Genomic DNA, 21,134 nt, shown 5'->3' with positions numbered 1-21,134 from the left:
ATTAAAGGGCATCCTTGCCTTCATCAAAATCGCTGTGTTCGATCAGGGAAACCGCTTTCTGTAAAATCAGGTTGTTGGGGTAAGTGATGAGTTCGCCCTCGCGTGTACGCAAGTGCAGGTGAAAAGCCTTAATGTCTTCAATGACCGCTTCGACCGGCAGATCCTTATCATGAATTTTTATGGTATCTCCAATTTTATATGGAAAAGAGAAAAAGAGAATGATACCGGAAGTGATATTGCTCAGAATGGACCAGATCGCGAAGAGCGCGACACCAATTACGGCAAAGACCGAAGAAAAGATCAGTGCCAGTTCGGCAATGCCCACGCCCCAGGCCAGCGCCATGAGAAATGCCGCTATCAGCACCACCAGGATATTGATGTATTTGAACATGAGTCGGGTTCTGGTGATGTTGATCTCACTTTTCTTTCCAACCTTGTTCGCGGCTTTCTTCAGTATGAACTGGATAAAGATAAGGATCACGAGAACGATGAGCGAATAGACCAGTTCTTCCCGATAATTTAAAACGATATCATTCATAAGTCAACTTCAAACTATCGCGCAAAGATAGATTTTTATTGGCGTTTTTGGTCCAGTAATCAGTTTTTAGGCTGGCCATTTTTACAGCGCTGGTGGTAAGGGATTTTCCTTCAGGAGAGGTAGTGGTTTCTTCCCATTTTTCAATACTGAAAGGAAATGTTTTGGTGTAATAGATCTTGAGTGTTCGCTGAAGCTCTTTGTAAGTAAGCCTGTAGACATTGAAGTTTTCAGCAGTATATATTTCACCGAAAGCTTTATAGGTCTGAACCGGCTGGTGACTCAGCCGCAGGTATTCCAAAGAAGGGATCATTTCAAAATCGCCGGTTGGCAGGCTGTCTGGCTGAATACGAACCTGTGTCCAGATCTCATTTTCCAGGTCAGCTTTGTCTATTTGTAAATTTTTATCGGCTTCTCCCTGGAAATAGGAGTGGAGCACGATCTCGTAGGTATCGCGATTATTCAGCTGCATATAAACCTGGCCGCACCACTCCTGAATGGATGCCGAAATTTTTAGTGCATGACCGGTATGATACAAAGGCTGAAACGTACTTTGCATTATACTGTAAGGGTAAATTCCGGTAACAAATTTTTTGGTGGCGTTTAGTTTCAGGACTGGAATGTTTTTTTCGCCTGCCTGGTTAGCTTTGACCTGCTCGCCGGGCAAAAAATCTTCGGTTACGTAGATCAGGCTGGCGTGACCTTTCCGAATTTCCCCGTACCGGGCCTGTTGTAGTTTATAGGTAGTGATCTCGGCTTTTCCGCTAAACCAGTAATCCTGGAATTCTGAAGATAATTCGCGGCTTGCTGGCTCTTGGTCATTTCCGCAGGAGAGAAAGGCCAGAGCTATAAAAATGTAAAAAAATCGGAGTGCCATTTTTAACGAAAGATACGAATTTATTGACTCAGCATTTCTTTTAACGTGGTATAAACCAGGTGTGTGGGCATACCCACGACATTGAAATAGCTGCCGGTGATCGAGGTGATACCCACCAAACCAATCCATTCCTGGATGGCATATCCACCGGCTTTATCAAATGGTTTGTAGGTAGCAACATAGTGTTCGATCTCATCTCGTTCCAGTTGGCGGAAAGTCACTTCAGTAGTAAAAGAAATGGTCTTCTGGTCGTTTTTAGTGGTAAAACAAACCGAGCTGATAACCTCGTGCTTTTTTCCTGAAAGAGCGCTGATCATTTGCACCGCTTCGGCGTGATCCTGCGGTTTGCCCATAGCCTTTTCATTCAAATAAACGATCGTATCGCTGGTGATCAGGATCTGGCGGGCTGCAAGGTCATCGAAGGCTTCAGCTTTCAATTTTGCCAAATATGCTGTGATTGCTTCTCCCTTTAAATGCGTCGGAAAAACTTCGTTTATGGGTCTAACGTCTGATTTAAAAGGGATTTCAAGTTGCTCCATGAACCGGTGCCTTCTCGGGGAGCCGGATGCCAGGATGACCTCGTGATCTTTCAGTAGTTCTTTCAGTAGCATTAAATGAGTATAAATTGAAGCAGGCCTATGGAAATAAGTCCGAAAAACATGACGATTTTCAGCAATTTGCTCAGCCTGGTGTATTCTTTCTTTTTATTCGCATTCCAGATATTGATCGCAAAATAGAGCAGTGGCCCCACTAATAAGAGCAACACATACATGACTGCAGCGATCGTATCGAAAAGGTATTCATAAATATAATAGATCAGGAAAGCGATGGGTAAGACACTGAGCACGGCAAGGATCTTATTAACGCGGTCTTTACCCAGGTTTAAGGAGAGCGTCTGGTATCCCGCGTTGTAATCGCCATCTACATCTTCCTGGTCTTTAACGATCTCCCTAATGAAATTGATCAGGAAAGCAAAGATCCCGTAATCTACCAAAATGGAGAAAATGGTAGATTGGGTTGCCTGGTTTTCAGGGGTAATGGCCGGCAAAAGATCGTAAAGTCCCACACCAACAGGCACCAGACCAATAATGAGACTAACGATAAAATTTCCTACCAGTAAAGTTTGCTGAAGCTGGGAATTATAGATGTAAAGGGCGGCAGAACCGAGAATGAAAAATGCTGTAAATCCGGGTCGGCCGATAAGGTTAGACATATAAAAACCTAACAAAACTCCCAAAATATTGAAAATGAAGAAGAGATTATAAGCCGTCTTTTCAGAAATCTGGTTGTTTACCAGTGTGCGATCTGGCCGGTTGGTCTGGTCAGCTTTTACATCATAAAGATCATTGATGATGTAGCCAGCTGCAGCGACAAAAATTACCGCCAGAACCAGCAGAGTAATTCCAAGAAAGTTTAACGTGATAGGAACCTGAAACGGATGAAAAAGGCCATATTTCACGAGGTACATCGTGAGTGCAATGAAGAGCAGGTTTCCCGCCCGAACCAGTTTGAAGTATTTCAACATCTTATTTCTGGTCTTTTGAGATCCATTTTCCCTGAACCTTCATGACCTGTTCAATCACGTCGCGAACGCAACCTTCACCTCCTTTTTTGTGGGAAACGTATAAAGAGATCGCTTTCACTTCAGGTGCGGCATCCTGCGGGCAGGATGGCAGGCCCACCAGTTTCATCGGGTAAAGATCAGGAATATCATCACCCATGTACAGGACTTCCTCTGGCTGAATGCCGTAGATATCAAAGAACTCGTCCATTTGCTCCACTTTATCATCTACTCCCAGGTAAATATCAGTGATCCCCAAATCCCGAAGCCTGGCACGAACACCTTCATTTTTCCCGCCGCTGATAATGCAAACGGTATAACCGGCTTTATGAGCCATTTTCATGGCGTACCCATCTTTGGTGTTCATGGTTCGCAGCAGTTCTCCGCTGGTCGAAATCTGGATGGAACCATCGGTTAATACGCCATCCACGTCAAATACAAAGGTATTGATCTTGTTCAGGTGTTCTTTATAGCTTTTTTCCATGGAATTTTTGAATAGAATCGGTTAGGGTTTTATAGACCAGCTTTCGATCACCGGTCAATGAATTGAGATGTTTTTGAATGGTTTCCTGGTCGTTTCGCAGTGCCGGACCTGTTTGAGCATCGGCAGGCAATAACACATCCAGTTTGGAAACTGTTTCTTTAATTAAAGGTTGCAATATTTTGAAATCCAGATTTTTGTCTTTGCAAATGGAATTTCCTAAAGTGAAAAGGTGGTTGCTGAAATTATTTACAAATACGGCTGAAAGGTGCAATCCCCTCCGCTGATCGGAATTGACCTCGTAAATAGCTTCAGAAATACTTTTTGCCAGGTCCTTCAGTTCTTCCAGGTTTTCTTCGGAATTAGCTTCCAGACAAAAAGGAATTGTGCGGTAATCGAGCTCCCGATTTTTTGAAAATGTTTGCAGCGGATAAAAAACTCCATGCTGCTGAAATTTCTTCAGGACTTCCATACCGGTACTGCCTGAAGTATGAGCCACAAGGTTTCCGCGATCTTCCAGTTTTTCGGCAATTTCGGCAATCCCATCATCACTAACCGCTAGCAGGTACAAATCAGCGTCCTTCAGTTGCGCATAATCAGCAATCACTTCGGTTTCCGAAGAAACAAAGTCGGCCTTCGCGGGATCCCGACTAAATAACTGACTCACAGTTGCGTAATTCCCTTCAGAAAAAGCCCGATATAAATGGCTGGCCACATTTCCTGCACCGAATAATGCGATTTTCATCATGCCGCTAAATTACCAAAAAAATATGCCTGGCGAAATTAACAGGTGTAGAGCCGATATTGCTCAGATTTTACCGGTGTTAACTAAATTTTAATACTTAAATTTGCACCCGAAAAATCCGTTCTTCATGGAGAAAAAAATAGCTTCAGTAATTTTTTCTACCCGTATAATGGCCGTCCTACTTTTAGTATTTGCAGTCGCCATGGCCATGGGCACTTTTATAGAAAGTTGGTATAGCATTGAAACCGCAAGAATCCTGATCTACAATACCTGGTGGTTTGAAGGGATCATGGTGTTCCTGCTCATCAATTTTATTGGAAACATCAAGAGATACAACCTTCATAAACGCGAAAAATGGAGCACATTGTTGCTGCACCTGGCTTTCATCCTGATCCTGATTGGTGCATTTATTACGCGATACATCAGCTATGAGGGGATCATGCCGATCAGGGAAGGGGAGACCACCAATAAATTTTTATCAGAAGAAACCTATTTCACCTTCTTTATCGATGGAGAGATCGATGGCCAGCCCAGGAGGCGCGTGTTGCAGGATGAAGTTCTGTTTGGCCCCGAGGTAGATAATGATTATGTACTGAACACTGATTTTAACGGGCAGCCGGTCACATTCGAACTTACGAATTTCATTAAAGGAGCCGAGGAAACACTGGTTCCAACTGAAGATGGAGAGAATTACCTGAAAGTTGTGGAGTCTGGAGGTGGAACCAGGCACGATCATTATTTGAAGGAGGGCGAAATCAGTAATATTCACAACATTATTTTTTCTTACAATAATCCGAAAGACGGTGCGATCAATATTTTCGTGAACGAGGCTGGCGAATACACCATAAATTCTCCTTTTGAAGGCGATTACATGAGGATGGCCGATCAAAAACAGGGTACTTTGATCGCCGATTCTACTCAAACGCTCATGCTGCGCTCCCTGTATAATCTTGGGAATTTTCAGTTCGTGGTGCCCGATCCCGTAGTTCGTGGAAAATATGATGTCGTTCCCACCAAGCCCAGAAAGAAGGAAGATATGGACGCTGTGACTTTGAAAGTTTCTTCGGAAGGCGAATCAGAAACCCTTACCATGTTAGGTTCCAAAGGTATTGCAGCCGATCCTCAAAAGATCGAACTTGCCGGACTCGACATTTACCTGAATTACGGTTCAAAAGAACGGGAACTGCCATTCGCTTTGAAACTCGATGATTTTATAGCTGAAAAATATCCCGGAACTGCTGATCGTGAAACGCCTGGTTATTCCTCTTTTAAAAGTAAAGTGGAGATTGTGGAAGAAGGCAAAGAGGCGCAACCTTACGAGATCTACATGAATCATGTGCTCGATCACAGCGGTTACCGCTTTTTCCAGTCCAGTTTCCAACCAGATGAGAAAGGAACGGTACTTTCGGTTAACCATGATCGTTGGGGAACCTGGATCACATATTTGGGCTATTTTCTGCTGTATTTCGGCTTGATGTGGATCTTATTTGATAAAAATTCCCGCTTCGGAAACCTGAAACAAATGCTGGAAAAAGTAAAAGCCAAAAAGAAGACATTATCGACCCTGCTGTTGCTGATAGGACTTTCAGTAGCCGGAAATGCACAACAGCCAGCTCCGGAAGAAGCCGCGCAAAGAACAGCCGATACGATTGCTGAAGTTCCTGCGCAAAACCAGCAACAGGACGATCACGACCATGTACGCATCAAAAAGTCTTATATTGACAGTATCCTGAAGGCTAATGCCGTAAGTCCCGAACACGCGGCAAAATTCGGAAGACTGATCATTCAGGATGCAGGCGGGCGAATGAAACCGGCCAATACCTATTCTTCAGAATTACTTCGGAAACTGAGCAAAACTGATACCTATGAAGGCTTGTCTTCAGACCAGGTTTTAATTTCACTTACTGAAAATCCTATGTTTTGGTACAATGCGCCGATCGTGCATGTTGAAAAACACAACGATAGCCTGCACAGGATTCTTGGCGTGGAAAAAGGGAAGAAATTCCTGGCACTTACCGACTTTTTTGATGAAAGAGGATCCTATAAGCTGTCACCCTATCTAGAAGAAGCATACAAAGCCGGGGTGCCAAACCAGTTCCAGAAAGATTTTATCAAAACTGATAAAAAAGTCAATCTTTGGTACCGTGCACTGGAAGGTAGGGTCTTGAAGATTTTTCCAATTCCAGGGGATGAAAATAACAAATGGATCTCCTATCCTGAAGTGGGGGAAGCCAATCTCAAAGGAATGGACTCCGTTTTCACGCGTCAGATCATGCCGATGTATATGGGAGCGCTACAGAAGGCTCGTCAAACCGGTGATTACAGCAAGGCCGATGAATATCTCCAGGCCATGAAAGATTATCAGCAGAAATTTGGAGCTGATGTAATGCCTTCGGCAGAAAAAGTAAACGCCGAGATCACTTATAATAAATATGACGTTTTCAAAAGCCTGTACTGGATGTATATGCTTGCCGGGGTCCTCATGCTTATTTTTGTGATCCTGCATATCTTTTACGATAATAAATTTATTCGCGGACTGATCTATTTGAGTATCGCCGCCATCATCATATTATTCGCCTTGCATACCGTTGGGCTTGCCGTGCGCTGGTATATTTCCGGTCACGCACCCTGGAGTGATGCCTACGAATCGATGATCTACGTAGCCTGGGCAACGATGTTCTTTGGTTTGGCCTTCGGAAGAAAAAGTAATCTAACGATTGCTTCTACGGCCTTCGTGGCGGCGATCGTTTTGATGATCGCGCATGGTAACTGGACAGATCCTGCGATTGCCAATCTGCAGCCGGTACTGGATAGTTACTGGCTGATGATACACGTTTCAGTGATCGTTGGAAGTTATGGACCTCTTACACTGGGAATGATCCTGGGAGTTGTCGCCCTGCTTTTGATGATTATGACCACGGAAAAGAATAAGAAGAAAATGCTGTTGAATATCCGGGAGATTACGATCATCAACGAGCTGGCTCTAACAGTTGGACTGGTCATGCTTACAATAGGAAACTTCCTGGGTGGGCAATGGGCTAATGAAAGCTGGGGACGTTACTGGGGCTGGGATCCGAAAGAAACCTGGGCGCTCATCAGTATCATGCTTTATGCTTTTGTGATACATATGCGACTGGTTCCTGGATTGAGGGGACGGTGGACCTTTAACTTCATGTCGGTCATCACGTATTCTTCCGTTATGATGACCTATTTTGGTGTGAATTTTTACCTGGCGGGACTACACTCTTACGCGAGTGGGGATAAGGTGATCACCCCAACTTTTGTGTATTATACATTTGCGGGAGTACTCGTTTTAGGAGGGATTTCTTACTGGAAGTACCAAAAACATTATGCCAAGAAAGCGAAAAATGAGATCGCCCGAGATGCCGATACCATCTAAAACCGAATATGAGGATAAAAAAAACCTGCTCGAAGGAGCAGGTTTTTTTATGCAGGTAATTGAAGGTTAGGGGTTTATTTTAAACTTCCAACCATATCTTTTGGGTTCACCCATTCATCAAATTGCTCTTCAGTTACATATCCAAGGTTTACCGCTTCTTCCTTCAAAGTAGTTCCGTTCTTATGAGCAGTATTTGCGATTTCCGCAGCTTTATAATATCCAATTTTGGTATTGAGTGCAGTTACCAGCATCAGGGAATTATTCACCAGTTCCTTGATTCGTGAATGGTTCGGCTCAATTCCCTGGGCGCAGTGTTCGTCAAATGACACACAGGCGTCTCCCAGTAGTTCCGCACTTTGGAGCAATGCGTTAGCCATCACAGGTTTGAAAACATTCAGTTCAAATTGCCCCTGCATGCCGCCCACGCTCATCGTCATGTCGTTTCCTATCACCTGGGCACAAACCATGGTTAATGCCTCACATTGGGTTGGATTAACTTTACCAGGCATGATCGAGGAACCAGGTTCGTTGGCAGGAATGTTCAATTCCCCAATTCCGCTTCTTGGACCAGACGCCAGCATCCTGATATCGTTCCCAATTTTATTCAGGGAAACAGCCAGCTGTTTTAATGCACCGTGACTTTCCACAAATGCATCATGTGCAGCTAAAGCCTCGAATTTATTTGTTGCAGAAACAAACGGCAATTCAGTGAACTTTGCGATAAATTCAGCAACTCGTTTGGAATAGCCTTTAGGAGTGTTAAGACCTGTTCCCACTGCTGTTCCGCCTAAAGCAAGTTCTGCAAGATGTGGTAGCGTGTTTTCCAAAGCTTTAATCCCGTGATCGAGTTGTGCAGCGTACCCGCTAAATTCCTGCCCCAGTGTAAGCGGTGTGGCATCCATAAAATGCGTACGACCAATTTTTACTACATCTTTAAATTCCTCCGATTTTTTCTTCAGGGTATCGCGCAATTTGCGAACTCCGGGAAGGGTGGTTTTTACAATCTTCTTATAGGCAGCGATATGCATTCCGGTAGGAAAGGTGTCGTTAGAAGATTGTGATTTGTTCACATCGTCATTGGGTTGCAGGGTTTTATCGCCTTCACCAATAGTTTTACCGGCGATCTGGTGTGCACGGTTGGCGATCACTTCGTTCACGTTCATGTTGCTCTGCGTACCACTTCCGGTTTGCCAGATAACTAACGGAAACTGATCATCATGTTTTCCATCCAGGATCTCGTCACATACCTGTGCAATAAGGTCTCTTTTTTCAACTGAAAGTGCGCCCAGTTCGCAATTGGTGTAGGCTGCAGCCTTTTTCAGGTAAGCAAAACCGTATATGATATCAAGAGGCATGGAAGCCGAAGGTCCTATTTTAAAATTATTGCGGGAACGCTCGGTTTGAGCACCCCAGAGTTTATCGGCGGGAACTTTCACTTCCCCCATAGTATCTTTCTCTATTCTATAGTCCATAATGCTAAAATTGATTGTTTCGCAAAGTTATTTATTCGAAAACTTTTTCGCTTTAAAATTGCGTGAAAATTGGTAGAAGATTTGTGTCTAAATTGCTGAAAGGTGAGCAGTTTCAGATTATTTAGGAAATTTTTGTGATAAGCCGTCCAGAGTTGCTATCTTTGACCAGATATCTGAAAATACCATAACGTTATGATGTTCGAATTCGATCAGTATCTTGGTTTTATCGCTTTCCTTGTTATTTTAACAATGGGATTCTGGTTAATGATCTTTCTTATCGGGTTCGTTGTCCCTTATTGGGTTGGCGGATCAATTGGAGAAATCCTGAAAGAAAAACGTGAGGCCAGAAAGAAAGCCAAAGAACAGAAGGTATAAAAAAAGGGACTTTTTAAAGTCCCTTTTTTTAGTTTAACCAACTAACAGAATTTAAAATCCTTCTCCATCTTCATCCATCATATTGTCTTCTCCACCGCGTCGCTCGTTGCGTTTTTTCTGCTGATTGAAACGGTAAATAAATGAAAGGTTTATTTGTCTTTGTCTCCACTGGAACTCACTTTCCTGGTAAAAATCGTCAGTGGTAATTTGCTGACTCCTTTTTCTTGAATTCAGAAGGTCACGGGCGTTGATCGATACAGTGGCCTTATCTTTCAATACTTCCTTGCTCAATGCTACATCGATAGATAGAATGCCATCCTGTGTTCCCTGGACATCGTCTGAAGGACCGCGATAGAAAGCATTGGTTTGCCAGTCTATTTTCCACGGAAGGGAAACTTTGGAACTAAACCTTCCGAAGTAGCTGGTGTTTTTCTGACTGTAATCAGTCCCATTAAACTGTCCATCCAGTTCAAAACGGAAGTAGTTGAAGCTACCATTCAGTCTTAACCAGTCATTTGGATTGTATAGGAAACCAATTTCCCCACCCATACGGTCATTAGTGGCCAGGTTAAACGGAATACTTCTGATCACTTCCTGGTTCACATATTCCGGTTCGCCAGCCTCGCCAAAGCTTGGATTCGCAACAGTGATATTTACACGCTCCTGGATTCTGGAAAACGCATCGGTTTCATGCTGGTAATATACAGATGAAGTAAGCGTTAATTTATCCCATTTTTTAAGGTATCCCAGGTCGAAAGCATTGGAGAATGCGGGTCTTAAGTTAGGATTTCCCTGGAAAACGTTATTTCTACTGCTACGAGAAGGAAACGGATTGATAAACCAGCCACGCGGACGGTTAATTCTTCTGTTGTAACCTAAAGTGATATTTTCATCCTCGCCAAGTTCATAGATCAGGTTCACCGTAGGAAAAAGCCCCAGGTAATTGTTGTCAAATTCGGTATCGATTTCAAAAGAATAAATGTCCTGCAGCTCTGCTTCAGTAAGGGCAGAGGTGATGTTTCCTTTTAAATTGGTGTTTTCTAGACGAAGACCCAGCAGGAAACTGAATTCTCCGAATTTGGAACCATATTGTGAATAGACCGCCTGTACATTTTCGGTGTAATCAAAAATATTGGTTTGATTTTCGTTCAGAACGAGCGTTCCGTCAGCATTTTCCTGGAAAAGCTTATAATCTGTGAGGGTATTTTCGAATTCCCCGCGATATCCGGCTTCAAATTGTGATTCTTCACCAATTGGTCGTACATAATCAGCCTGAATCAAATACTGGTTTTGATCTTCGATCGTGCTGGTTTGTTCCCGCGGAATGTTCACGCCCAAAGAATCTGTATTATTGTAACGCACCGGCTCGTTAATGAAAGAACCTTGTTCTTCCTGGTCGCTCTCATACTGAAAATCTGCTGTTAGCTGGTGCCCGTTGTTATCGAATTTATTGATGTAGTTCAGTGCGATCTGGTAACTGTCTTCATCTTCGGTTTCCTTTTCGTAACGGGTCGTCCCAATTTGCGGACTTCCGTTTAAAAAATAATCGCTGATGTTGGTGGTAAGATCATCATCATTTCCTTTTCGGTAAAAAACCGAACCAGTAATGGAAGACATATCAGTGATATAATACTCCATACCGAGGTTGGTGTTGAAATTTCTTCGGATGCGGTCATAATCGCGATCTTCGGAATTTTCCGTGTACTGAATACTATCTAAAAAAGCATCCTGCTGCACATCAAAATAACGCGTGTCAAAATTGGCATTTCCCGGAGACTCGTCATAGCGGTACCCGGTAGTGGCAAAGAGATTATATTTTTCGGTGCGATAATTCAGGTTTGCTGAAATTCCGCCGTTCGCGGGATAACCGGTTTGAAGGTTCAGGGAACCGTTAAAACCAAGTGTTTCCTTCTTCCGAAGGATGATATTCAGGATCCCCGCTGTACCTTCCGCATCATATCGGGCCGAAGGTGAGGTGATCACTTCCACACGTTCGATTGCTGAAGCCGGTAACTGGCTAAGCACGTTGCTGTCGCCAAATCCAGCCATAGCTGAAGGTTTCCCGTTTATCAGGATACGAACGTTTTCATTTCCGCGAAGACTGATGCCACCTTCCACATCTACCGAAACAGAAGGCACGTTATTCAATGCATCGCTCACGGTTCCACCCGCAGTGGTAAGATCTTTACCAATATTGTAGATTTTCTTATCCAGTCGTACATCCACCTGAGTGGTTTCTGCCTGAACAACTACTTCATCAAGGTTCTCAGATCCCAGTCCCAACTTAATGGTTCCGAGGTCCAGGTCACTGTTAATTGTACGGTTATTGAAATTTTTGGTTTCGTAAGAAATGAATTCAACCGCGATGTTATAGGTGCCATTCTGAACTTCAATAGCAAATGCACCTTCAGCGTTGGTCACTCCACCGTTGATATCATTGGGATCATTCACATTAACGATGGAAACGGTGGCATATTCCAGTGGAACACCCAGTTCATCATCAATCACTTTGCCTGAAATAGTATACTTTTTTGCAGGTTCCGGGCCCTGTGCCCAGGTCTTAAAAACAAATCCTGAAATCAGGATGAGACATACGCTAAGAACGAAAATTTTTCTGTTGGTCATTAATCAATTTTTCAGTTGGACTGAGTAAAACCGATTTAGTTTAAATCAACAGGGGTTAATTTTCCGTTAAAGCCTGAATTTATTTGTTAAGTCTTTTCAGGTTATTGAAAATCAGGACTTACGAGTGATCTTTTTATTCATCGCCAGGTAACTTTCGAACTGTTCCTCGCTCATGAATTTCTGGAGTGCCTTGTGTTCATTGCCCTGAATGGATTTCAGTTTCTGAATCTGGCTGCCAATGCCCAGGCTGGAATTGATGATCTCGTTCTTTTTGATCGTGTACTCAATAATGGTGTCTTCCAGCATGGACGCCTGTTCGTCGCTGAGATGGAGTTGATTTTGCCAGGTAAAGGCCAATTCTGCAGCAACTTCCCTGATCTCCTTACGATTCTTTTCGTGTATATAAATCTGTGAATATACAAAGCCTGCCACCGCGGCAGCAGCCACACCAATCAAAGCTATTCTATGTTCCAGTTTCATCTTTCTTTTCTTTATAACAATTTCTGAATGTTTGAAGGAGGCCTTCCGATCACCGCTTCATTTTCGGTTTCAACGATAGGTCGCTCGATCAATTTTGGGTTTTCAACCATCGCTTTGATGATCTCTGAATCGCTTAAATCTTTTCCTTTATACGATTCTTTCCAGATTGTTTCATTTTTACGAACCAGCTTTGCAGGTTTTATGCCAATCTTACCAATGAGCTTCGATAATTCTTTTTCACTCAGAGGCTCTTTCAGGTACTCCCTTGTTTCAAAATCTTTTCCAGATTCTTGGAGAATTTGCAATCCTTCTCGGGATTTCCGGCAGCGGGCGTTATGATAGATTCGTAACATTCAGTGATATTTTTACTTCTTTAAAATAATCAATTCCTGGCAAAAATTAAAAATTAGCGTTTTAATTAATCTTCACTTTTTTGTCCCATCATCATTAAATAGGCTTTCAGGAATTCATCGATAGACCCGTCCATTACCGCATCTACATTTCCGGTTTCCTGTGCGGTTCGTACATCTTTAACGAGTTTGTAGGGATGCATCACATAATTCCTGATCTGTGATCCCCATTCGATTTTCATCTTGGAATCTTCGATCTCCCTTCGTTGTGCCAGACGTTTTTGCAGCTCAATTTCATATAGCTGACTCTTCAGTAACTGCATGGCTTTATTCTTGTTTTCCAGCTGGGAGCGGGTTTCGGAATTCTCAATAACGATCCCGGTAGGAGCGTGGCGCAAACGAACAGCCGTTTCCACCTTGTTCACATTTTGCCCTCCAGCCCCAGAAGATCGCATAGTTTCCCAACTAAGATCAGACGGATTGATATCGATCTCGATACTGTCATCCACCAACGGGTAAACATAAACCGAAGCGAACGAAGTATGTCTTTTCGCATTACTGTCGAATGGTGAAATACGAACCAGGCGGTGCACACCATTTTCGCCTTTCAGCCATCCAAATGCGTATTCGCCTTCAATTTCCAGGGTTACGGTTTTGATCCCGGCTACATCGCCAGCCTGGTAGTTGAGTTCCTTGATCTTAAAACCGCGCTTTTCAGCCCACATCATGTACATGCGCATGAGCATCTGAGCCCAGTCACAACTTTCCGTACCACCGGCACCGGCTGTAATTTGCAGCACTGCGCTCATCGCATCACCTTCTTCAGAAAGCATATTCATGAATTCAAGGTCCTCGATGAGTTCTTCGGCTTTGGAACATCGTTCTTCCACGTCTTCGGCAGAAGCTTCGTCTTCCTTATAGAATTCATAGATCACATCCAGATCGTCTACGAAAGTTTCGGCCTTTTCATAATCCTCGACCCACTTTTTTTCCGCATTGACTTCTTTCATGATCGCCTCGGCCTTCTTTGGGTCATCCCAAAAATCTGGTGCAAAGGTCTTTTCTTCGAGATTCGTGATCTCTATTTTCTTCTTATCGATGTCAAAGATACCTCCTTAACGCAACCAGGCGCTCTCTCAGATCTCGAATAGATTCTGTATTGGTCATTATTCAGCTTTTGAGCGTAAAAATAGAATTATAGGCCGCCTAAGAAAAGTATTTTACGATATTTTTATAGTTTTAAGCAAGCTATTTAAACTCTCCCGATGAAAAGACAAATACTTATTCTCCTGGCATTCAGTTTTAGTGTCGTTGCGCAATCACAATTTCTGAAAGATAAAGACAGCATTGAAAATTTCGAAGGTTATTTCGATTTTCACTACGACCAGAAAAAAGATGCGATCTATCTGGAAGTGGAAGACCTGGATTCAGAGTTTTTATATTCTCACTTTTTAACTAGTGGTGTTGGTTCGAACGATATCGGCTTGGATCGCGGGCAGCTAGGTGGCGAGGCGGTTGTAAAATTCGTAAAAGCAGGAAATAAGTTATTGCTGGTTCAACCTAATATGGATTACCGGGCAATCACCGAAAATGAAGCGGAAAAAGCCTCGGTTGCCGAAGCCTTTGCGAAATCGGTCATTTTTGGTTTCGAGATCAAAGAGCAAAAGGAAGGAAAGTATTTAATAGATCTTACACCTTTTTTAATGGAAGATGTTCATGGTGTTACCAATCGGCTTAAAAGGGGAGATTACGGAACATACAAACTGGATAAATCTAAAAGCGCTCTGTCCCTGGATCGAACCAGGGCTTTTCCTGAAAATGTGGAATTTGAGGCCTTACTAACTTTTGAAGGAGAACCAAAGAGCAGGACCATTAACTCGGTTGTTCCAGACCCCAAACATATTACAGTTACAGAGCATCACTCTTTTGTGAAGTTGCCAGACGATAACTATAAAAAGCGTCTTTTCGATCCTCGCAGTGGCGCAATTTTTATCTCTTATATGGATTATGCATCACCGGTCTATGAACCAATCATGAAACGATTCGCCATTAGACATAGACTGGAAAAGAAAGATCCTTCAGCTGAAATTAGCGAACCGGTTGAGCCGATCATCTATTACCTGGATCCCGGAACACCGGAACCGGTGAAAAGCGCTCTGATGGAAGGTGCCAGTTGGTGGAACCAGGCCTATGAATCTATTGGGTATAAAGATGCTTTCCAGGTTAAAGTCTTACCGGAAGGTGCTGATCCTTTAGATGTACGTTATAATGTGATCCAATGGGTTCATCGTTCTACTCGTGGCTGGAGTTATGGCGCAAGCGTGGTCGATCCGCGTACCGGTGAGATAATCAAAGGTCACGTGAGTCTGGGCAGTTTGCGTATTCGCCAGGATTACATGATCGCCCAGGCATTAATGAACAAGCCTTTTAAAGATAGTGATGACAATCATGAACCAATGATGGAACTCGCATTGGCCAGAATTCGACAGCTGGCTGCTCATGAAGTAGGCCACACGTTGGGATTTGCACATAATTTTGCTGCAAGCGAAAGCGATCGGTCTTCGGTGATGGATTATCCGCACCCGCAATTCGAGTTGCAGAATGGAGAGATTTCTTTTGAAAATGCCTACGACACCAATATCGGGGAATGGGATAAGATCACCGTGGCATATAGTTATGGAGATGTGCCGGAAGGAGAATTAGAAAGAGATTATTTAAATGCTGTGCTTGACAAAGCAAAAGATCGGGGTTTTACCTTTATAACCGATTCTGATGCGCGTTCTGCTGGCGGAGCCCATGCGTTTGCTCATTTATGGGATAATGGTAAAAATGCTTCGGAAGAACTGGACGCTATTCTGGAAATTCGCAAAAAAGCGATCGAGAATTTTTCCGAAGATAACATCAGAACCAATGAACCATTTTCAGTTTTAGAAGATGTGTTTGTGCCGCTCTATTTCTTACATCGTTATCAAACAGAAGCGACAACCAAGATGATCGGCGGTTTGAAATATACCTATGCTGTAAAAGGAGATGAAAATGTAGCTGTGGAATACCTGGATGGAAAGAGCCAGGAGAAAGCGCTGGAAGCTGTGTTGCGAACACTGAACGCTGAGGAAATCGCCATCCCGAAGAACAAACTGAAATTATTTCCACCAAGAGCCTTTGGTTATGGTAGAAGCAGGGAATCGTTTAAAAGTAATACCGATGTGGCTTTTGATGCTTACGGTGCACCTGCAACCGCTGCAGATATGACGCTAACATATCTTTTACACCAGGCCCGAGCTGAACGTTTATTACAACAACATAATATGGATGGTGGTCTGATGGGGCTGGAAGGAATGCTGGATGAGTTACTGAAAGAAACAGTTCAGAAATCGGTTAAAGATGATTATTTAAACGGGGCGCAACAAACCATTAATTTTGTGGTTTTAAAACACTTGCTGAATCTGGCTGCCAATGATGATGCTACTCCCATGACAAAGGCGATAGTAAATATGGAAGTCGACAAGTTGGAAACCTGGCTGAGAGGTAAGGATGGTAGCGTAAACAAGGAAATGTTTCGCAAGATCAGAGAATTCAGGGAACGGCCGGAAGAATTTCAGTTTGAGCTGAATATTCCGAAGATACCAGATGGTTCTCCAATTGGAACTTTTGAATAATTATTGTTGCTGCTGCTGTTGCTGGGCTGAAACCTGAACGCTATACTCGGTTTCATTTTTTCCGCTGGAGAAAACAATACCTTTTAAGGGAGGACAATCAGTATAATCCTTGCCATGAGCCACTTTGATGTGGTTTTCTGCGGCAATCAAATTGTTTGTAGGGTCGAAACCGATCCACCCGCTTTCAGGTAAACAGCATTCTGCCCAGGCATGCATTTGTGAATCCCCAAAATACCCGTTTCCCTGGTGCAGGTAGCCCGAAACATAGCGAGAAGGAATACCGCGTGATTTTGCAATTGCGATAAACAAATGGGTGAAATCCTGACAAACACCCTGTTTCAGTTTTAGAATATCTTCCAGGTTAGTATCGACACTGGTCACATTGGCCTTAAAGGTAAACTCGTCAAAGATCCACTTATTTAGGTTTTGCAAATTCTGAAAAAGGCTCATGTTTTGATCAAATTGAAAAGCGGTTTCCTTCGGAAGACTGGTCAATTCGGTTTGTCTTAGAAAAACATCATTATCTGCCTTGAATTCCAAGGAATTCAGCTTAGTTGATTCTTCCTCAATTGAAAGATCAGCCAGTTTTTCAAAAACATTTTCAACCTCTTTGATGAGCTGAAATTCTGCATGAAATGCGATCTCTTCAAAACTGGATTTACGGTAACGAATTCTATAGGTTTTGAAACCGTAGCCATTTACAGAGTTTTCAACCGGTATATAATGAGAATTGATAAAACGATCGCTTAAAACTTCCTGGGAGTCATTAGTTTCGGGAATGATCATGAACTGCCATAGTGCAGAAGTAGCCCCGTTTTCGTATGAATTTTTAGCTGAATATTTAATCGTGTATTCCAGGCTCATGAACTCGATTTTGACCATGGCAAATAAAAGCCATTTTGATCAATTAATAATGAAAATAATCATTTTCGAGCTTGAGCGCAATCCCATTGAGGTCATCTAGAATATTCTGAATAAAAGTCTGGAGGTCGCTTTCGATCTCTTCAATTACTTTGTACTGATATTTTGCTTTTACTTTTCCGATCTGGAATGCAGCCGAATTTTTTGACGGTAGTTTTTCATCACTTAGTACATAAATGTGCTTTTTAACCTGGTTCAGACTATTCATTACCGAACGAGGACAATCAGGATTCAGAATTAGAAATTCGAGCGTATTGATACTGGTAGGTGTTTTTCGGTAAAACCGTCGCATCATATCGTACGATTCGGCACATTTCAGCAAAGTGGTCCATTCGTAGCTATTCTTTAGAGTATCACCGTAACTTCCAAGAGCGACTGTTGCATCACGATATTTGGAATTGATGATGCGTATGATCTGGGTTGCCCTTTCAATATTAATTCCCAGCATGATAATAGCATATACTTCATCATGCAGAAGAGTACCACGAATCTTACCTCGTAAGATCGAAGAATTTTCGGTTACCTGGATGCTGAAATCATACAAGCCCCTTTTCACATAATTATCCACATCATAATTCAGAACAAAATGGTAGAATTTATTGATGGCTTCATACAGTTCAGTTGAAATTAGATCACGCGCAGAATTCGCGTTCTCACGGGCAGCTTTTACATAACTGATAATAGAAAAACTTTTTTCCGGGTTAAGCCCAATATCATAAAGCACTTTTTCTTCATCCAGTTCAGATTCCAGGTCAATGAGATCATCGGCCATAAACAGCATGGACTGTAATACAAATTGCCGACTCTGGGATTGTTCGTTCGGTGCATCTAGCGATGCAAAATAGTTCACGTTCAAATATCTGGCTACATGCTCTGCTCTTTCAATATATCTCCCCATCCAGAACAGGTTGTTGGCTACTCTTGCTAACATATTACTGGTTATTTTTTAAGATCCAGGTGTCTTTCGAACCACCGCCCTGGGATGAATTAACAATAAGATTTCCCTTGCGAAGCGCCACTCGAGTGAGTCCGCCTTTCAGTACAAAACTTTTGTCGGCTCCGAGTAAAGTAAACGTTCGAAGATCGACGTGCCTTGGTTCAAAACATTCAGATTCTTCAATATAGGTGGGATGAACCGAAAGTGACATGATTGGCTGCGCGATATATTTTCGTGGATGAGCTTTTAATGTTTTCTTTACCTCTTCGATTTCTTCGGAAGTTAATTTGTTTCCAATTGAAATTCCGTAGCCCCCGGCTTCATCAACAGGTTTTACCACAAGTTCAGGAATGTGATCCAGTACATACTGAAGTTCATCCGGCCTGCTGCAATGATAGGTCGGCACATTATTCAAGATCGGCTCCTCGTTGAGGTAGTACTTGATGATCTCTGGCATATAGGTATAGATCGCTTTATCATCTGCCACGCCGGTTCCGGGAGCATTAACCAGGCAAACATTTCCCTGCTTGTACGCAGCCATGAGCCCGGGTACGCCAAGTGCAGAATCTGGCCTGAATTCCAGCGGATCCAGAAACTGGTCATCTATTCGTCTATAGATCACATCTACTTTTTCCGGGCCGTTGATGGTCTTCATGTAAACAAAATCATTTTCCACGAAAAGGTCACGTCCTTCAACAAGCTCAACACCCATAGCTTTGGCTAAATAGGAATGTTCATAATATGCCGAATTATATATTCCTGGAGTGATCACTACACAATTTGGGATATCTACACCATGGGGTTTGACAGATTCCATCATTTCCAGAAGATTTTCGGCATAATTGGTAACCGAATGTGTCTGGTAATGATTAAAGACCCCGAATAAAGCACGTTTCAATGCTGTACGGTTGCAGATCACATAACTTACCCCGGAAGGACAGCGAATATTATCTTCTAAAACATAATACTGTCCATCTGAATGCTTTATGATGTCAGTTCCCGAAATGTGATTATAAATTCCACCGGGCGGATCAAAGCCATTCATCTGGTCCAGGTAATTCACCGAAGAACTGATCAGTTCTAAAGGAACGATCCCATTTTTGATGATCTTTTTGTCATGATACAGATCCCATAGAAATTCGTTTAACGCTTTACTTCGTTGGAGAACGCCGGTTTCAATGATTTCCCATTCACTTGGATCAATGATTCGAGGAAACAGGTCAAAAGGAAAAATCTTTTCCTTGACTTCATGATCACCATAAACCTGGAAAGTGATTCCCTGGTTAAAAAAGGAGGATTTCGCTTTGTTGTTCAGCCTATTGAAATCTGCAGCGGAATGTTCGCTGTACAAATCGAATAAGGTGTTATAAATTTCTCTTACCTGGTCGGTTTCATCAAAGATTTCATCATAAAGTTTGGGATCGCGTTTGTAAGATTCGAAGGTGGGTTTTGCCGGCTGCATTTTGATTCTTTTTCTTAAAATAAGAAGTTTATTATCAAATACTTATAAAATATACTTAATTGTTGGTCGAATTATGGTGAAAGGCTATTTTGATTTAAAATTTATTCGAATTGATAATTTTAAACTGAATTTTTTCAAATTTTCTCAGTTGGAATTCGTGCCGATACCCGTTACTTTAGCAGGAGTTTAAATTTGATTATGAAAGAAATAGATCTTAGAAGCGATACGGTTACCAAACCAACTAAAGGAATGTTGCAGGCGATGATGACTGCCGAGGTTGGAGATGATGTCTATAAAGAAGATCCCAGTATTAATGCGCTGGAGGAAAAACTGGCGAAACTTTTCGGTAAAGACGAAGCCTTATTTTTCCCAACCGGAAGTATGGCTAACCAGGCTGCAATAAAATTGCATACACAACCTTCGGAGCAGCTCATCTGTGACAAGTGGGCTCATGTTTTCAATTACGAAGGTGGAGGAGCATCTTTTAACAGCGGGGTTTCCTGTAAACTGGTAGATGGTCACCGCGGAATGATCACGGCTGAGCAGGTTGAGGAAAATATCAATCCGCCAGATTTTTATCATAGTCCGTTGACTACTTTGGTTTGTCTTGAAAATACTACGAATAAAGGTGGGGGTGCCTGTTACGATCTGGAAGAGATCAAAAAGATCAGGAAGGTCTGTGACACACATGAACTGGGCTTACACCTGGATGGAGCAAGGCTTTTCAATGCGCTGGTGAAGAAAGGGGAAGATCCAAAAGACTACGGAAAACTGTTCGATACTATTTCAGTTTGTTTGTCTAAAGGCCTGGGAACTCCAATGGGATCTGTTTTGATCGGGGATAAAAAGCTGATGAAAAATGCCATGCGAGTACGAAAAGTTCTTGGTGGCGGAATGCGACAGGTTGGTTTTATGGCTGCCGCTGGTATCTATGCGTTGGATAATCATGTAGAGCGTTTGGCAGAAGATCATAAAAGAGCTACCGAGATTTCGGAAACTTTAAATAGCCTGCCATATGTGAAAGAGGTGGAACCGGTGGAAACCAATATCATCATTTTCTACCTTCAGGATGCTTCAAAGGAAAAAGACTTTATGGAGCACCTGCACGAGAATAATATCAGGATCAGTAATATGGGGCAGGGCAAATTGCGTATCGTGACACATTTGGATTATTCCGAAGAAATGCATCAGCGATTTCAGGATGTTTTAAAAAGCGCAAATCTTAACTAAAATTTGGCGAGTTCAATTTTGAAG

General features: G+C 42.6%; 18 protein-coding genes. 4 read left to right on the top strand and 14 right to left on the bottom strand.

Annotated features, from left to right (window positions below; all coding sequences use genetic code 11):
• Position 1: 1 nt before the first annotated feature.
• Genes GRFL_RS17455 through GRFL_RS17430 form a run of 6 tightly spaced genes read right to left on the bottom strand, consistent with a single transcriptional unit; the run spans position 2 to position 4,202 of the window.
• The gene (locus tag GRFL_RS17455; RefSeq protein WP_083645813.1) at positions 2–538 is read right to left on the bottom strand and encodes a mechanosensitive ion channel domain-containing protein; all 537 of its coding nucleotides are present in this window, start codon (positions 536–538) and stop codon (positions 2–4) included.
• Complete coding sequence (locus tag GRFL_RS17450) at positions 531–1,412, bottom strand: septum formation inhibitor Maf (protein ID WP_083645812.1); 882 nt, start codon at positions 1,410–1,412, stop codon at positions 531–533. The genes GRFL_RS17455 and GRFL_RS17450 overlap by 8 nt, the downstream gene beginning before the upstream one ends.
• 20 nt (positions 1,413–1,432) lie before the next feature.
• The gene (locus GRFL_RS17445; protein WP_083645811.1) at positions 1,433–2,023 is read right to left on the bottom strand and encodes a Maf family nucleotide pyrophosphatase; all 591 of its coding nucleotides are present in this window, start codon (positions 2,021–2,023) and stop codon (positions 1,433–1,435) included.
• The gene (locus tag GRFL_RS17440) at positions 2,023–2,937 is read right to left on the bottom strand and encodes a geranylgeranylglycerol-phosphate geranylgeranyltransferase (protein WP_083645810.1); all 915 of its coding nucleotides are present in this window, start codon (positions 2,935–2,937) and stop codon (positions 2,023–2,025) included. The genes GRFL_RS17445 and GRFL_RS17440 overlap by 1 nt, the downstream gene beginning before the upstream one ends.
• Before the next feature lies 1 nt (position 2,938).
• On the bottom strand, positions 2,939–3,457 hold the full coding sequence (locus GRFL_RS17435) for a KdsC family phosphatase (RefSeq protein WP_083645809.1): 519 nt from the start codon (positions 3,455–3,457) through the stop codon (positions 2,939–2,941).
• Positions 3,441–4,202 (bottom strand): Rossmann-like and DUF2520 domain-containing protein, encoded by a 762-nt coding sequence (locus tag GRFL_RS17430; RefSeq protein WP_083645808.1) that lies wholly within the window; start codon positions 4,200–4,202, stop codon positions 3,441–3,443. The genes GRFL_RS17435 and GRFL_RS17430 overlap by 17 nt, the downstream gene beginning before the upstream one ends.
• 124 nt (positions 4,203–4,326) lie before the next feature.
• On the opposite strand from GRFL_RS17430, the gene GRFL_RS17425 reads away from it, so the two are divergent.
• On the top strand, positions 4,327–7,599 hold the full coding sequence (locus GRFL_RS17425) for a cytochrome c biogenesis protein CcsA (RefSeq protein ID WP_083645807.1): 3,273 nt from the start codon (positions 4,327–4,329) through the stop codon (positions 7,597–7,599).
• A gap of 74 nt (positions 7,600–7,673) precedes the next feature.
• Here the strand turns inward: GRFL_RS17425 and fumC are convergent, their stop codons facing one another.
• On the bottom strand, positions 7,674–9,071 hold the full coding sequence (gene fumC / locus GRFL_RS17420; protein ID WP_083645806.1) for a class II fumarate hydratase: 1,398 nt from the start codon (positions 9,069–9,071) through the stop codon (positions 7,674–7,676).
• A 195-nt stretch (positions 9,072–9,266) separates the two neighbouring features.
• Here fumC and GRFL_RS17415 point away from each other — a divergent pair, with 195 nt between their 5' ends.
• The gene (locus tag GRFL_RS17415) at positions 9,267–9,446 is read left to right on the top strand and encodes a hypothetical protein (RefSeq protein ID WP_083646254.1); all 180 of its coding nucleotides are present in this window, start codon (positions 9,267–9,269) and stop codon (positions 9,444–9,446) included.
• A gap of 51 nt (positions 9,447–9,497) precedes the next feature.
• Here GRFL_RS17415 and GRFL_RS17410 read toward each other — a convergent pair whose 3' ends face one another.
• The 4 genes from GRFL_RS17410 to prfB form a co-directional block, all read right to left on the bottom strand.
• Entirely contained in the window at positions 9,498–12,071 is a 2,574-nt protein-coding gene (locus GRFL_RS17410) for a TonB-dependent receptor (RefSeq protein WP_083645805.1), read from the bottom strand.
• Positions 12,072–12,182: 111 nt separating this feature from the next.
• Positions 12,183–12,551, bottom strand: coding sequence for a hypothetical protein (locus GRFL_RS17405; RefSeq protein ID WP_083645804.1), 369 nt, complete (start codon positions 12,549–12,551; stop codon positions 12,183–12,185).
• Between the two features lie 11 nt (positions 12,552–12,562).
• Positions 12,563–12,904: an arsenate reductase (glutaredoxin) gene (gene arsC, locus GRFL_RS17400; RefSeq protein ID WP_083645803.1), complete on the bottom strand. Its 342-nt coding sequence runs from the start codon at positions 12,902–12,904 to the stop codon at positions 12,563–12,565.
• A 65-nt stretch (positions 12,905–12,969) separates the two neighbouring features.
• Positions 12,970–14,068, bottom strand: a protein-coding gene (prfB, locus tag GRFL_RS17395; protein ID WP_139839209.1) for a peptide chain release factor 2 whose coding sequence is annotated in 2 segments (ribosomal slippage) — positions 12,970–14,004 and positions 14,006–14,068 — 1,098 coding nt in all. Because the reading frame shifts where the segments join, the coding sequence is not laid out codon by codon here.
• Between the two features lie 98 nt (positions 14,069–14,166).
• On the opposite strand from prfB, the gene GRFL_RS17390 reads away from it, so the two are divergent.
• The gene (locus GRFL_RS17390) at positions 14,167–16,560 is read left to right on the top strand and encodes a zinc-dependent metalloprotease (RefSeq protein ID WP_083645801.1); all 2,394 of its coding nucleotides are present in this window, start codon (positions 14,167–14,169) and stop codon (positions 16,558–16,560) included.
• Here GRFL_RS17390 and GRFL_RS17385 read toward each other — a convergent pair whose 3' ends face one another.
• Genes GRFL_RS17385 through GRFL_RS17375 form a run of 3 tightly spaced genes read right to left on the bottom strand, consistent with a single transcriptional unit; the run spans position 16,561 to position 19,880 of the window.
• Positions 16,561–17,442 (bottom strand): transglutaminase-like domain-containing protein, encoded by an 882-nt coding sequence (locus GRFL_RS17385; RefSeq protein ID WP_236995835.1) that lies wholly within the window; start codon positions 17,440–17,442, stop codon positions 16,561–16,563.
• 25 nt (positions 17,443–17,467) lie between these two features.
• Positions 17,468–18,412: an alpha-E domain-containing protein gene (locus GRFL_RS17380; RefSeq protein ID WP_083645800.1), complete on the bottom strand. Its 945-nt coding sequence runs from the start codon at positions 18,410–18,412 to the stop codon at positions 17,468–17,470.
• 1 nt (position 18,413) lies between these two features.
• On the bottom strand, positions 18,414–19,880 hold the full coding sequence (locus GRFL_RS17375; protein ID WP_083645799.1) for a circularly permuted type 2 ATP-grasp protein: 1,467 nt from the start codon (positions 19,878–19,880) through the stop codon (positions 18,414–18,416).
• Between the two features lie 198 nt (positions 19,881–20,078).
• Here GRFL_RS17375 and GRFL_RS17370 point away from each other — a divergent pair, with 198 nt between their 5' ends.
• Complete coding sequence (locus GRFL_RS17370) at positions 20,079–21,110, top strand: threonine aldolase family protein (RefSeq protein WP_083645798.1); 1,032 nt, start codon at positions 20,079–20,081, stop codon at positions 21,108–21,110.
• The last annotated feature ends 24 nt before the right edge of the window (positions 21,111–21,134 follow it).

This window comes from Christiangramia flava JLT2011, from assembly GCF_001951155.1.
GTDB lineage: Bacteria > Bacteroidota > Bacteroidia > Flavobacteriales > Flavobacteriaceae > Christiangramia > Christiangramia flava.
The sequence above is the reverse complement of the archived record's forward strand: the minus strand, read 5'-3'. Positions and strand labels throughout refer to the sequence as shown.